Annotated in this window: 9 protein-coding genes; 2 read left to right on the top strand and 7 right to left on the bottom strand. The window is 46.5% G+C overall.

The features are described 5' to 3' along the window. Positions 1–5: 5 nt before the first annotated feature. The 5 genes from dcuC to K6V21_RS00765 all read right to left on the bottom strand — a co-directional run bounded on the left by dcuC (position 6) and on the right by K6V21_RS00765 (position 9,288). A complete protein-coding gene (gene dcuC, locus K6V21_RS00785) occupies positions 6–1,394 on the bottom strand; it encodes a C4-dicarboxylate transporter DcuC (protein WP_217712732.1) in 1,389 nt (462 codons plus the stop codon). 149 nt (positions 1,395–1,543) lie between these two features. After that, on the bottom strand, positions 1,544–3,337 hold the full coding sequence (locus tag K6V21_RS00780) for a RagB/SusD family nutrient uptake outer membrane protein (RefSeq protein ID WP_224320563.1): 1,794 nt from the start codon (positions 3,335–3,337) through the stop codon (positions 1,544–1,546). A 24-nt stretch (positions 3,338–3,361) separates the two neighbouring features. After that, positions 3,362–6,403 (bottom strand): SusC/RagA family TonB-linked outer membrane protein, encoded by a 3,042-nt coding sequence (locus K6V21_RS00775; RefSeq protein WP_224320562.1) that lies wholly within the window; start codon positions 6,401–6,403, stop codon positions 3,362–3,364. Between the two features lie 203 nt (positions 6,404–6,606). Continuing rightward, positions 6,607–8,322, bottom strand: coding sequence for a DUF6377 domain-containing protein (locus K6V21_RS00770; protein WP_217712729.1), 1,716 nt, complete (start codon positions 8,320–8,322; stop codon positions 6,607–6,609). A gap of 6 nt (positions 8,323–8,328) precedes the next feature. Next, complete coding sequence (locus tag K6V21_RS00765; RefSeq protein ID WP_224320561.1) at positions 8,329–9,288, bottom strand: tetratricopeptide repeat protein; 960 nt, start codon at positions 9,286–9,288, stop codon at positions 8,329–8,331. Between the two features lie 189 nt (positions 9,289–9,477). Between K6V21_RS00765 and K6V21_RS00760 the strand changes: the two genes are divergently transcribed. After that, a complete protein-coding gene (locus K6V21_RS00760) occupies positions 9,478–10,275 on the top strand; it encodes a M48 family metallopeptidase (RefSeq protein WP_224320560.1) in 798 nt (265 codons plus the stop codon). A gap of 224 nt (positions 10,276–10,499) precedes the next feature. After that, positions 10,500–10,931, top strand: a complete 432-nt coding sequence (locus K6V21_RS00755; protein WP_224320559.1) for an alanine:cation symporter family protein — start codon at positions 10,500–10,502, stop codon at positions 10,929–10,931. On the opposite strand, the gene K6V21_RS00750 is transcribed toward K6V21_RS00755, so the two are convergent. Both K6V21_RS00750 and recJ read right to left on the bottom strand, forming a co-directional pair. Beyond that, positions 10,932–12,830: an ATP-dependent DNA helicase RecQ gene (locus K6V21_RS00750; protein WP_224322111.1), complete on the bottom strand. Its 1,899-nt coding sequence runs from the start codon at positions 12,828–12,830 to the stop codon at positions 10,932–10,934. A 96-nt stretch (positions 12,831–12,926) separates the two neighbouring features. After that, positions 12,927–14,642 (bottom strand): single-stranded-DNA-specific exonuclease RecJ, encoded by a 1,716-nt coding sequence (gene recJ, locus K6V21_RS00745; RefSeq protein WP_217712725.1) that lies wholly within the window; start codon positions 14,640–14,642, stop codon positions 12,927–12,929. Between the last annotated feature and the right edge of the window lie 176 nt (positions 14,643–14,818).

Genomic DNA, 14,818 nt, shown 5'->3' with positions numbered 1-14,818 from the left:
TTGTTTTATAGTGTTATGAAATGATAAGCTATCAGGAACAGGATGCTGCCTATGAGGGGCAGGGTGTTTCTCTTTGCCAGTTCAATGGGCGATACACCCGCCACACCGGCAATGGCGACAATGATTCCCGCTATGGGAGATGCGGCACGCCCCATGCTGGCGGATAACTGCAAGGGAAGCACGAGGGAATAGGCAGGCATACCCAACTGTCCGGCAATTCCGGGCAGCAACGGGCCGAACGAGAAGAAAGCCGCGTTTCCGCTTCCCATCAGCATGGCCGCACAGAAGATTATCAGGGCGAAGACTGCTGCGATGGCAATGCCGGAAAGTCCTATATGCGTGGAGTAATCTACCAGTGAGTCGATGAAACCGAGGCTAATCAGTCCTTTGGAGAATATCTCGGAGGCAACAATCAGTGTCACGACACTTCCGAAGACATTTCCCATCCCTTTCCAGAAGCTGGAGAAGGCGTCAAAGGTTTTCCGCATATTGCGTGTGTGGCAACCTACGAATACGAGTGAGACAAAGAGGGAAAATAGCATGGCAGTCGTTGTATTGAGCGTTATGGGAGGCTGGAACAGGCCCACATAGGGCGAAAATACAATGAGAAGCGCAAGCGGAAGTATGGGGAGCATGGCGAATATTAATGGGATATCAGGTTTGGCAGAGGTCTGCGGGACTTCTGTTGTTTCACTATTTTCCGCACTCTGCCTGGCGGCTTCTTTTTTATCGAAATACCTATTGTTGAAGTAAAAGAGAGTCATGACTACCAAGGTGGTAGGGATAACCAATGGGAGTTGGTGGGTAATGAAATAAGCTACGTTGGTCTGGTCGATAAGTTCGGCGGCAAGGGCTGTGTTTGCCGAGCCGGGGCCCTGGTCAAACAGCGTTGCGGCGGCAATGACGGATAATGCGGTGAGGCGGCTTACTCCCAATCCGATGAGGACGGGGTAAACGGAGGCGACAAGCAAGAGTCCTAATCCGGCTGCCGAGGGGGTAGTGATAAAGAGCAACTGGCCGATGGGAATGGTGACAGTAGCTGCCAGGTAGGGATAACGGCGAAAGAAACCCAACGGTTTCATGGAGATGTGCACCAGGGCATTGGTGGCTTTAATGTGATTCATAAAGGCTACATAGCCGCCGATGGTCATAATCATCAGTCCTGCACGGGACAGGTTGCTGATGAATGTTTCTTCCACTATCTTCACCAAATCGAAAACAACGCTGCCGGTAGGCTTGTCCGGAATAACAGGTTGGACGTTGAGCACGAGGGCAAATGTCAGCATGATGAGCCCGGCCAACATTAATACTCCTTGCGGATTGAGCTTCCGGTAGAGGTAAATAGCAGTGAAAGTAGTCACTACAATACAGAGTAGGAAGGCTATAACTGGCATATCTTGTAGGGTTCTAAGTTTATAAATAGAGCTGGATTAAATACACACGATGAAACGGCTGCGACGGATTTTTACCTTGGAAGTTATTATCAGTTTTATGTATATCAGTATCAGTCCGTTTACATCCGTTTCATACATGTGAAGTTCTTTTATAGATACCCCGGATTATTCTCCAATTGGCGACCTGTATTGGAATCAATGAACTCTTGCGGAATCGGGAACAACACAGGCGTATCATACGAATTCATGCCTCGTGCATCGCGTCCTGCAATCTCATTCAATTGTCGCATACGACGTTTGAAGTAATTGTTCACATCACGTTCATCTCCACCTTTCTCCTGACTTACGCGAATCAGGGTGTGGCGGCGTTCTTCTTCAGAAAGAAGTTCACGGCTACGTTCGTCCAGAATGAAATCTACGCCTCCTGCGGTGAGTTCGGCTTCTGTGATGCTGACTGCATTGGAACGATTGCGTACCTTGTTAATCCATTTGATGGCTTCACCTGCCTGGTTGTTTTTCAGCAAGGCTTCCGCATAAAGCAAGTACGTGTCGGCGAGGCGGAGATAAACAATATCTTGATAACATCCATCCTTGTCACCATTTGCCAGTAACGGTGCCACGTAATCCCATTTGCGGGTAGTGGGCCAGTTATACTTCTTGATAGTTGTCTTATTATCATCCAGCATAGCGGCGGTTACAGTGGTGTCTACCACCATCTTACCGTTGTTAAGGAATTCTGTAATCTTTCCGTCGGCACCCTTCTCGTTAATAGTCCATACCACTGCATAATCGGATACACGGTCGTCCTGAGTTCCCTGATCCTTGTAGTTGTAGAGACGGAAAGCGCCTCTTGAAGGCACGCAACGTCCGGCACCTTTACCACCGTTGTTTATCCAGAACACCTGAGGCCAGGTGGCTGCACCGCTTGTATAGTCGGGATCGTACTTATTGCTCTTGTTGATGACACCATCGTTGGAGTAATAGTTCTTATATGTACTCTTCATGTAAACCTCGGCTGTACCGAAAGCACTGTTTTCCGGTTCCGTGTTGACAAAAGCGTATAAAACCTCTGTGTTTCCGTCCGCATACATCGGTGTGCGGAATACGTCGATGAACGGACAGCCGGGATTGGCGGAGTTCTTGCCGAAACGGTTGGTTATCAAACTGTATTCGGAACCTTCTGCCAGTGGCTTCAAAACTTCGACTGCCTTGGAAGGCTGGTCCATTGCCAGGTACAGTTCACCCAGATAGTGGCGTGCCATGGCTCCTGAAATCTTACTGTTGTTTTCTTCACGCAACGGTAAATTGTTCATGGCGAAAGCAAAGTCCTGCTCCATGACTTCACGGATGGATTCTACGGAGTTGCGCTCCCAGTCGTTACGGTAGTTCATACCTGTAATTTCTTCGGTAGACAAAGGTACGGCACCGAATGAATACGTCAGATGGCGGTAAGCCCATGCGCGGAAGAAGCGAGCCTGTGCGATGATCTTATTCTTGTGGGCGGTAGCTTCGGTTTCGGTTCCTTTCCAGTCGATACCACTGCCTTCGGCGCGTGAAATCACCATGTTTGCCGTGTTGATGATGCGGTAACACCATTGGAAGATGTTCTGGAAGATCTGCAAGTCCGTCTGGTTAATTTGCGACGGATAGTACATGTATTTAAAGTCGCTGTGTGAGTTATTACTCCATGAATTATCCACACCACAACCCCATGCAGAGTGCAGAACGAGCGGCAGACCACCACCGAGCGCATCGGCACGCCGGTATTCGTTACGCATCATTCCGTAGAGGCTGGTTACCATGGATTGGAACCCGCTGTAATCTACTAACAGGTTTTCGGGATAGAGTGAAGCACGCGGATCTTCTTTCAGAAAACTGGATTCATTGCATCCGGTCATGCAGAGCACGAGCAGTGCTATCAGTGTATATTTTAGCTTTTTCATACTGTTTCTCTTTGTTTTAGTGGTTTATAAATCAAGTTTCAGACCGAATGTGAATGAACGTACCTGCGGAGTGGACTGTTGGTCGCTGATAAATTCCGGGTCGAGGCCGGTCCAGCTTGTCCAGGTTGCCAGGTTCTTGATGTTCATATATACTTCGAGGCGGTTCAGGGAAATCTTCTTTAACCAACGCTGAGGAACACGGTAGGCCAGTGTGACATCCTGCACGCGGAGGAAGTCGGTCTTTTCATAGAAACCTGCGTTCATCGGGTTTACAGAAGTATCCAGTGAGTTTTTCGGGTACTTGTTGGTAGGGTTCTCCGGTGTCCAGAAGTCTACCATGAGGCGGTTCTGGCGATAGGAGTTATGAGATACGTCGTAAAGCCAGTTATTGGCGGTCTGTCCCAGTTGGGCATTGAGGAATACGCTCAGACTGACATTCTTGTAGCGGAAAGTATTCGTCATACCCATTGTTACTTTAGGGATTGCCGAGCCGATGATTTCTTTGTCTGCCGGGGTGATGTCGTTCACACCGTCCTTGTCATGATACTTCATATATCCGGGGATGGAGTAGCGATAGTTCGGGTCTTGCTGTCCGTTCGGATTAGACGGGTCGGTGATCTGCCAGATACCGATGAAGCGGTAGTCGTAGTTCACGCTGATGGGCTGGCCGATGAACCATCTGGAACCGATGTCATCCATGGGGTTGCCGTTGGCATCGTAGAGACCTACATTCACGATCTTTGTCTTGTAGTGAGACAGGTTGAAGGTAGTGGACCAGTCGAAATCTTTCTTGGCAATGTTGTTGGAGGTAATCTGCAACTCTAAACCGCGATTCTTGGTCTCACCGATATTCTCGGTAATGTTTCCCGTACCGTTGATGGTGGGGATGGAGCGGTTCAGTAACAGGTCGCTTGTCTTCGACCAGTACATGTCGAATGTTCCCTGGATACGTCCGTTCCACAGTTGGAAGTCGATACCGGTATTGATGGATTGTGTAGTTTCCCATCCCAGTGAGGGAGAAGCCAGCTTGGAAGGATAGAAACCGTAGTTGGGAGTATGGTCGTCTTTCAGATAATTGAAGGTGGAAAGGTCGGGCAATGTAGTGTAGGCACCTACCGCTTCGTTGCCGTTCTTACCCCATGACAGGCGGTATTTCAGGTTGTTCACCACTTTTGCTAATGGGCTTGCCTGGAAGAAATGTTCATTGGAAATGTTCCAGCCGATAGCCATGGAGGGGAATACACCGAACTTGGATTGGCTGCCGAATGCGGAGTAGCCATCACGGCGTGCAGTTAGTGTCAACAGGTAACGGCTGTCGTATGAATAGTTCAGACGTGCCATCTGAGAGATATGATTTTGCTTGGTGTAGCTGGAACTGCCGGACATGGTGGCTGCTTTGGAAATCTGGTAATAGTACATCACGTCGTTCGGGAAGTCTTTGCCTTCCATCCCGTTGCCTTCCTTCTCGTAGCTCTGTGCAGAATACAGACCGGTGAAGAAGATGCGGTGCTTGCCGAATTCACGGGTATAAGTGACGATGTTTTCCAGAATCCACTCTTGTGAATGCCAGTCGTCGGTGTTCAGAATACCGTTGGAGCGTGCGCCGTAGTAAGTGTCCATTCCCTGATACTGTTTCCAGCTGCTGTTTTGGTACGTATAGCCGGTATTGAGCTTATAGCTGAGTCCGGGGACGAACGGCAACTTTATTTCTACCACGTTGTTGGTGATGACTTTAGAGCGTATGTCGTTGCTCTTGTTGTTGAGGCTGCTTAAGGGGTTTACAGAGAAAGCTTCGCTGGAATCTTCCCAGGCGGCGGAACGGATGTTGCCTTCTTCGTCATAAGCTTCTGCTAGGGGATTCATACGGAATGCTCTGGAGAAAGAAGCACTGCTGCCACTTCGGTCATAGCGTCCCAACTGGGTGCTGGTAGAGAATTTAAACCAGGAAGTGAACTCCTGATCGAGGTTGAAACGGATGTTGTAGCGTTTGAATTGGTTGCCTACGGCAGTACCTTTCACATCGGTATAGTTCAGTGAGACAAAATAGTTGGTCTTGTTGACGCCACCACGGAAAGAGATGTTGTGCTGCTGCTTGAAACCGGTGCGGGTTGCCAGGTCCAGCCAGTCGGTATCCATGCCGGCTTCGTGCATACGCAATTCTGTGGCGGTCATAGATCCCATCCACGGTTCGGGATTGCTTTCAGTGGGCGGGGTGGTATTGGCATCTTTCAATGCTTCCGTCTTATACTTCCAGAATTCAGCTCCATTCATGAGGTTGGGGAAGTTGATGGGATTGTCAATGGTGATGTAGGTGTCGTAGGATACGGTCAGTTTGCCTTTTTCACCTCTCTTGGAGCTGATGAGGATGACACCGTTTGAACCGCGGGCACCATAGATGGCAGCCGAAGAAGCATCTTTCAAAACTTCAATGGATTCGATGTCGTTCGGATTGATTTCGGACCAGGGACCATCAAAGGGGATACCGTCCAGAATAACCAGTGGTTTGTTATCTGCCGTGATGGAGTTCTCGCCGCGGATGCGGGTCTTGGTGGAAGAGCCTTCCGCATTGGTTCCGGTCACTGAGATATTCAGGCCCGGTACAGCACCTTGCAAAGATTGGATGATGTTGGTCTGCGGGCGATTCTCCAGTGTTTTGGTATTTACGGAAGCAACTGCACCTGTCATGTCTGACTTGCGCTGTACACCGTATCCCACTACAACCACTTCATCCAGCATTTTTGTGTCTTCCTTCAGAATGATGTTGATAGGTTTGGTTCCGCTGACCTTTACGTCCTGGTTCAGATAGCCGATAAAGGAAATTTCAAGTGTGGCTCCGTTAGGTACATTGGGCAGTGAGAAATCTCCATCTACATTACTGACACTTCCTGTGCCCGTACCTTTCACGATGACGTTGGCTCCGATGATGGGTTCTCCCTTTTCATCTTTTACGTTTCCGGTGACTGTGACTTGCTGTTGGGCAAATGCGTTGATCGAAATGAACATCAACAAAGCGCAGCAGACAAGAATAAGTCTGCAAAGGCGTTTTTCTTTTCTTTTGTTCTTCATGATTAATTTGATAGTTAACATAAGTTCTTGTTTTAAAATCTCTTTGGCAAAGATATATGCAACAAAGGGCTATTCACTTCGTGAGGTAAACCGTCGAAGTAAACTGTTAAAATGGATAAGTGGCTGATTATTAATGGCCTGTTTGAAGAATGGAAAGCTTGGAAGTAAACTTCCCGATAGCAGACGGGAGTGTGAAGTAAGGGCTATGCTTTGTATTTTCCGAGCTTTTTGATGGCGTTCATGAAGTCTTCTTTCGGAATAACGGATTTATTCCGGGTACGAAGGCGGTTGTTGTAGACGGTTTGTGCGGAGCAATGAAGGAAGTCGGCTATTTTCACGCTGTCCGTAATACCCAGCCTTATTAATGCGTGTATACGCAGTTCTGTATTCAGCAGTTCACCATCTTTCAGTTCAATCCGTTCTTCGGGTAGAAGTAGCGCATTGAAGTCTTCCACGAAATTGGGGTAGAGGTGAAGAAAGATTGTATCGAAATGCTGATAGAATTCTTTCAGTTCGTTGGAGGCCATCGTTGAAGGATCAGTCATGGCCTTGACGTCTTCTATCTGCCCCACTCTGAGTTTCCGGTTGATGTTTTTGCGGAACTCTTCCAGCTTGCTGATGTAGGTGGAACAGATATTGAATACATAACCTATATACTCTTCCTTTACATAATTGGATTCCCGCAATTGGGAATTTACCTCTTTTAATTGGGTATTCAGTTCTTTTAGTTGGTCATTAGCCTCTTCCAGACTTTGATGGGCGATGGAGAGGGCATCCATATTGACAGAGAGTTTCTGATTGGTATTGTCCAATCTCGTATTAGCTTCCTTCAGTTTGCGCATTTGCTTACGGATGAACAGGAATGCACCGATAAGTACAAGAAAAAGTAAACTGACGGTGATGAGAGAAGCTTGAAGTCGCTTTTGCTGTATGTTGTCCCGTTCCTGGTAGGCTTTGTAGATTTGATTTTGCAAATGAGACATTCTGACTATCCGTACCCGGTTATGAAAAAGCATGGCTTTTTGTGAACAGTAGACAATATAGTTATATGCACGGTCTATCTTCCCGTGTTTAAACAGATATTCGGCTATTTCCTGCAATGAACCTATGTCTCCGTTGACACACCGGATGTCTGCCATAGCGGAAAGAATCAGATTTTCCAGATACTTGCTTTCATTTTTCTCGCTTCGGTAGATGGCAGACAGATTGTATGTGGCAATGGAGTATTTTCGGCTGTCGTTGGGCAATATCTTTTTGTTATGTTCCAATGCTTGCTTGACAGGGGCTACCTTGGGAGTACCCAAGTAGAGCCATGTCCGGGTATTCCAGTAGCGTAATTCATCGGGGGTAGCCGTATTGAGTATTGAATCCCGATAAGTCTTTTGAAGCTCATTGTAATGCTCCGATAAATGAGAATTCTCACCGGAGTAGTCCCTTAGGCGGGAATAAAGTGTACACAAACGGCCAAAATATTCAGAACGTAGATTTTGTGGCAATTCTTCCGAACGTATATCGCTCACAGCATTCAGTGCTTCAGTAAGAAGTCCGCAGGATGTAAGGACAAAAGACTGTTCGAGCAGAGATACCACTTCCCAGGTCCGGTTGCTGGTCTGCTGTGCCAGCCGAATGTTTTTATTGATGTAGTGCAAGGCTGAATCCGCATCATATACCCGATACTCTAAATAAATCATCCGATTCATTGCATAGAGTTCCTTTACATCTTTTACCTGGTTATACTGCTTCTTCAACTGCATGATGCGTTCCTCTTTTACTTTCACAAATACATCCTGATGTGCTAACAGGCTGTCCAGTGAGTAAAGAAGTTTTTTGTTTTCTTCAAAGCTGCGTTCGAAACTGTCGGCAGTTGCCAATGCTGGAAAAAGAAAACAAAATACGAGTATGGAGAGGACGCTTCTCATTGGGCGTTATAGTCCTAGTACATTCGGTTGTCTTTCGCTAGACTGGTTGCCATATTGTCCGTTGAAGGTTTGAACTTCTTTCGGATTTAGTTCCAATGCTATCTTTGTGTCCTCAACCGAACCATCCTTGTCGCCATTCAACAACTTGGCACGTCCGCGTTCGTGGTAGGCTTGCGCAAAATTAGGGTTCAGTTCAATAGCTTCATCAAAGAGGGCGATAGCTTCCGGAAGTTTCTTTTGCTCAATATAGAGTTGTCCCAGATAGAGGAAACCTTGCTCATTGAAGGGATTCAGTTCAGTCACGTGACAATAATCGGCTTCTGCCGCTCCAGCGTCACCGGTGGCTTCTTTTATTTTTCCGCGTAGCAAGAGGGCGCTTTCGTCATCTGCATCTTGTGCCAATATAGCGTCAATGTCCTCCATGGCTTCATTATACTGCTTCATCTTGGTTAATGCTTCGGCACGTAGGAGGCGTGCTTCGGTGAAATCATCTTTCAGAACGATGGCTTTGGTGAGGTGGGCGATGCTCATAAGGCCATCATCCATTCCTTGCTTGGCCCTTCCCAGAAGGTAGTGCGCCATGGCGTTGCCTTCTTCTATTTCAATGGCTTTCTGTGCGGCTTTGGCCATGGCCTGATAATCTTCTTGCAGGTAGCATACATTGGCAAGGGTGAGGAAGGTGGAAGTATGTTCCGGTTCCAGTTTCGCCATACGTTCCAAAAGCTCATGTGCTTCACTGAGGGCATTTGTCTGGATGTAAACCTGGCTCAGATAGCTCATGGTTTCAAAGTCATCCTGGATGGCCAAGGCTTCGGTGAAACATTTGATGGCGTAGTCCGGACGTCCCATGCGCTGTGCACGCATGCCGTCATACTTGAATATTTCAAAGTTCTTTTGCTCGTTTTTCTGTTTTTCAGTTTCCGGCTTGTCTTGTTTGCCGGAGAAGAAAGATTTAAAGAATCCCATAATTATGTATGTCTTTGATATTTTGTTTCTATTCTTTTGCAAACTTACATAAAAATCTTGTTTTCATACCAAGAACTCCGCCGAAAAAGAGAAAAACCTCTCTTAATATGATGGCGGTATCATTTAAAATTTGTTCTTTTGCGCCACATTTATTAAAATAAAAATAATCATCTTCTAAAAAACACAAGAATGAAAAAGACTCTTATGAAGTGGGCCCTCCTTCTCGTATGCATAGCTGTGACAATGCCTGCAATGGCTCAATTTAATGCGAAAGCACTGAAAGGTGCCGTGAAAGCCGTGAAAGCGGTGACTTTGACAGATGCCCAGATGACGGAGTATGTGAAAGAATACATTGACTGGATGGATACTCACAATCAGGTGTGTGCGGACGACAATGAGTACACTATCCGCTTGAAAAAGCTGACTGACGGCCTGACGGATGTGGAAGGAATTCCCTTGAATTTTAAGGTTTACTATGTGATAGACGTCAATGCCTTTGCGTGTGCAGATGGTAGTGTACGTATCTTTTCTTCTTTGATGGACATTATGAGTGACGACGAATTGCTCGGTGTTATCGGTCATGAAGTAGGTCATGTGGCACACAAGGACTCTAAGAATGGCTTCCGCACAGCATTGCTGACTTCTGCCCTGAAAGACGGTGTTTCTTCACAAGGTGGTACGGCGGCTAAACTGACAGATTCTCAGTTGGGCGACCTGGGCGAGGCTTTGGTGAATTCCACTTACTCACAGAAGCAGGAACGTAGTGCTGATGATTATGGCTATGAATTCCTGAAAAATCATGGCAAGAACCCTTGGGCAATGGCTTTGTCTTTCCAAAAGTTGAAGAAATTGCAGGAAGAAGCCGGCGCACAGAAGAGCAGTAAACTGAACCAGTTGTTCTCTACCCACCCGGATTTGGATGCCCGTATCAAACGTATGGAAGAACGTGCAACCAGCGAGGGTATCGAGAAACCGGCAACGGAATAATATTAGAAATTTTATATAAGTGTTGGGAATAGTCTTCTATTCTCTACCTGCAAGGAGTTAAGAGTTTGTCAACAAGGAGTTGATTCCCTGTCGACAAACTCTTAACTTTTTGTAGACAGGATATTGATATCCTGCAATCTATTTTGTATTTTTAATAGATGTATGTGTGTGAGATAATTTTTATCTTTGGTCTGCAAAATACATCTAAACAAAGTTATATCTGAATGGAAACACTTGCTTCCTTCTTTTCTGAAGTCAGCACATGGTTATGGGGTTGGCCTATGATCATTATGTTGCTTGGCACACACTTATTTCTCACAATTTTTGGAAAAATACCTGTTGTCGGAACTCTTATTCTGGCTGTGGGCATTGTGACTTTCGCCTTTTCCACTATTTTAGGTTGGAGCTACTATGCCGAGAAAGCTGTGGAATATTTGGGAGGGAAGCGCCTGATAAAATATTACCGTGTACTTTGGGTACTGGCTATTTATCTGGGTTCCGTGATGAATCTCTCTTTGGTTTGGAACCTGGCAGATGGCATGAATGCACTGATGGCTATTCTCAATCTGTTGTCTTTAGTTCTCCTTTCGGGAGTGGCGGCGCGTGAAACACGGAAATACCTGTGGAATAATAAGCTTGACATGTACGGTGATTGATTATTTCTTCATTTGAAGCATTCCATTTATAGAGGTGATCCGGCCTTCATCCAATAGTTGGTGTACGGCTTCGGTCAGAAGTTCTTTATCTACCAATAGTTGTTCGGCAAGGCCTGCCGGAGTGACTGATGCTTCCGCAAGAAGTTGAAGCACTTTATCACGTAACTCTTCCATTGAAATTTCCTGTGGTACTTCTTCGGCACGGTGGCTGAGGCAGACATCGCATATTCCACAGTTATGTTCATTCTTCTCTCCGAAATAGCGTAGAAGCATACGGCTGCGGCAAACGGTTTCGGTCGTTACATAATCTACCATTGCCTGAATGCGGGCTTCATAGCGTTCCTTGCGCTCCTCGTATACACTGCGGGAGATTTGCAGATGCTGCCTGTCTACACGTTCGCGTGTGTATATGATATAAGGTGTCTTTTTATGTGGAATATAGTCGATGACGCGCATCTTGGATAGACGTATCAGCAAGTCGTACACCCGTTGTCGCGTCAATCCGCTACGTACCGCAAGTGAATTCTCGTTGATAAAGGTGTAATCCGTGAATACTCCGGTGTAAGAGCGCAGAACAATTTGAATAAGTTTGTCCATGTCCTCTCCCAGTTCGCGTAATTTATACAATTCATCACGGCGGACGGTGAAGTAAAGACGGGAGGCATTGTCCTGTTCGTCGGTATATTCCAGATATCCTGCTTGCGTCAGAATCTTCAATGCACTGTCGGCAGGTACAGGGAAGTATTTGAACTTCCGGCAAAAGTCTTCCAGATTGAATTCTCTGACACATCCCAAACCGTCTCCCATTGCCATCTGGTAATAATATTGCAGATGTTCGTACACCTGTTTGATGTAGTCTTTCTCCGGAAAGGTGTCCGGGATACGTTTATGAAGGGTGACTTTGTCCGATTTGGCATAGAGTATTACGGCATACGCTTTGTTGCCGTCACGTCCTGCACGTCCTGCTTCCTGGAAATAAGCTTCGGGAGAGTCCGGCAAATCAAGGTGGATTACGATACGTACATCGGGTTTGTCGATACCCATGCCGAAAGCATTGGTGGCAACCATTACACGGCTTTCTCCTGTCTGCCAGCGATGCTGACGTATATCCTTGGTGGCATCATCCAGACCGGCATGGTAGAAGTCGGCGGTAATCTCTTCGTTAATTAAAAGTTCGGTGATTTCTTTGGTTCGCCGACGATTGCGTACGTAAATAATGGCACTGCCCGGCATACGGCGTAGGATGTGAAGAAGCTCTCCGGTCTTATTTTCTGTTTTGCGGACTATGTAGGCAAGATTCTTCCGTTCAAAACTCATGCGGAAAACATTTTCCTGCCGGAAGCACAGCCGCGTCTGGATGTCCTTCACAACTTCCGGAGTAGCGGTTGCAGTCAGTGCCAGCACAGGGACACCGGGTAGGAGATCACGTATTTCGGCTATCTTCAGATAGGCAGGACGGAAATCATATCCCCATTGTGAAATGCAATGGCTTTCGTCAACGGTTATCATGCTGACGTTCATTTTCCGTAGCTTGGTGCGGAAGATTTCCGTATCCAACCGTTCGGGCGATATATACAGGAATTTATAATTGCCGAAAATACAGTTTTCCAGCGTGACGATAATCTCTTGCCGGGACATTCCGGAGTAGATGGCAAGTGCTTTGATTCCTCTTTTTTTCAGGTTCTGCACTTGGTCTTTCATCAGAGAAATCAGGGGAGTAATAACTATGCAAAGTCCCTCTTTGGCAAGTGCAGGCACCTGGAATGTGATAGACTTTCCGCCGCCCGTAGGCATCAGCCCCAGGGTGTCTCTGCCTTCGCCAATGCTATTGATGATGTCTTCCTGTATGCCCCGGAAGTTATCATATCCCCAGTATTGCTTTAAGACTTCCTTATACATAGAAGTGAAGAGTGAAAAACGAAGAATGAAGAATGAAGAATTAGCTATGCTATTATCCGCATGGTAATTCTTCATTCTTCACTCTTCATTCTTCATTTAATTAGGTTGAATATCCTCTATCTGCAACTGTACCTCGCCCCGTTTATGGGTATTCTCTTCAATGGTGTAGCAGATATCAAACGAACGCTTGGTTTTGATGAAACGTACATGCGAACTTTGTCCGAAGGCAATGCCGTTCATTACATTATTCGATTTGTTGTCTACCAGTTCCAGCTTGATATGCTCCTGATCGCGCCCCACTACTTTACTGGTACCGTAATCATAGACATTATGCGTACAGAATATCGGTTTCGGATTATCCGGACCATAAGGATTGAATTTCTTCAGGTCACTAAAGAATTTCGGAGAAATATCCCTGAAATCTATCTCTGCATCGATATTTATGACCGCACTTGTCTGTTCCGGTAGGATGTTCTGTGAAACGAATTCCTCGAAGCGTTTGGTAAAGGCTGGAACATTCTCCACTTTCATCGAAAGACCGGCTGCATAGGTATGACCACCGAAATTTTCCAGCAGATCACGGCAATATTCAATCGCCTTATACACGTCAAAGCCGGATACGGAACGGGCGGAACCTGTTGCCATATCGTCCGTACGGGTCAGCACTACTGCGGGGCGATAATAAATTTCCGTCAGGCGGGAGGCAACGATACCGATAACACCTTTGTGCCAATCTTCGTTGTATAACACGATAGAACGGCGTTCGGCGAGTCCTTCCAGATCAGCTACAATCTGGTTGGCTTCCTCGGTCATGGTCTTATCGAGATCTTTCCGGGTTTCGTTGTATTGATTGATTTGATTGGCTTTTTCCAAAGCTATGGAGAAATCCTTCTCAGTCAGCAGGTCGACGGCTTCTTTTCCGTTCTGAATACGTCCGGAGGCATTGATGCGCGGGCCTATCTTGAACACGATGTCGCTGACGGTAATATCCTTCTCTGTCAATCCGCATACGTCGATAATCGCTTTCAAACCTACGCTGGGATTACTGTTCAACTGCTTCAATCCGTGGAAAGCAAGTATCCGGTTTTCTCCCATGATGGGAACAATGTCCGAAGCGATACTTACGGCAACCAGGTCGAGCAGTGGAATGAGGTGATGGAACTCGATGCCATTACTGATGGCAAATGCCTGCATGAATTTGAAGCCTACGCCGCAACCGGAAAGGTGCTCGTACGGATACGTATTATCTAAACGCTTGGCGTTCAGGATAGCGGCGGCAGGTGGAAGTACATCGTCGGGCACATGGTGGTCGCAGATGATGAAGTCAATGCCTTTTTCTTTGGCATAGGTTATCTCCTCTACAGCTTTGATGCCGCAATCCAGTACGATAATCAATCCTACACCGGTTTCTGCGGCATAGTCTACCCCTTTGGTAGATACCCCGTAACCTTCGTTGTAGCGGTCGGGGATGTAATAGTCAATGTTCGAATAGAACTGTTGAATAAACTTGTAGACCAGTGCCACTGCTGTAGTGCCGTCTACATCATAATCACCATAAATCAGAATACGCTCTTTCTTTCCCATTGCCTTATTAAGGCGCTCCACGGCCACATCCATGTCTTTCATCAGGAATGGGTCGTGCAAGTCGGGCAACTGCGGGCGGAAAAACTTCTTGGCATCCTGTGCCTTCGTTATTCCCCGCTGCACCAATAATCCGCCAAGAATCGGGCTAATCCCTAATTCTTGGGCCAACTTTTGGCTTGTCTCTGCCTGTTCGGGTGTAATGGGTTGATAATTCCATTTGTGAGTCATTTTATATATTGTTTTTTCCTTTTTTCAGTCTCGTGGTTGGAAGAGGTTTCGTTTCTCTCGGGAAAAGCCTGTATTTTTCCAACAAGGCGTAAAAGTACGAAAAAGTATGGAAACAGAGGAGGATTATGCGGAAAAACTTTGCGCAAAACTTTTTCATGCAAGTATGAAAGTTCTGC

The sequence above is a fragment of the Bacteroides cellulosilyticus genome, from assembly GCF_020091405.1.
Lineage (GTDB): Bacteria > Bacteroidota > Bacteroidia > Bacteroidales > Bacteroidaceae > Bacteroides.
The sequence above is the reverse complement of the archived record's forward strand: the minus strand, read 5'-3'. Positions and strand labels throughout refer to the sequence as shown.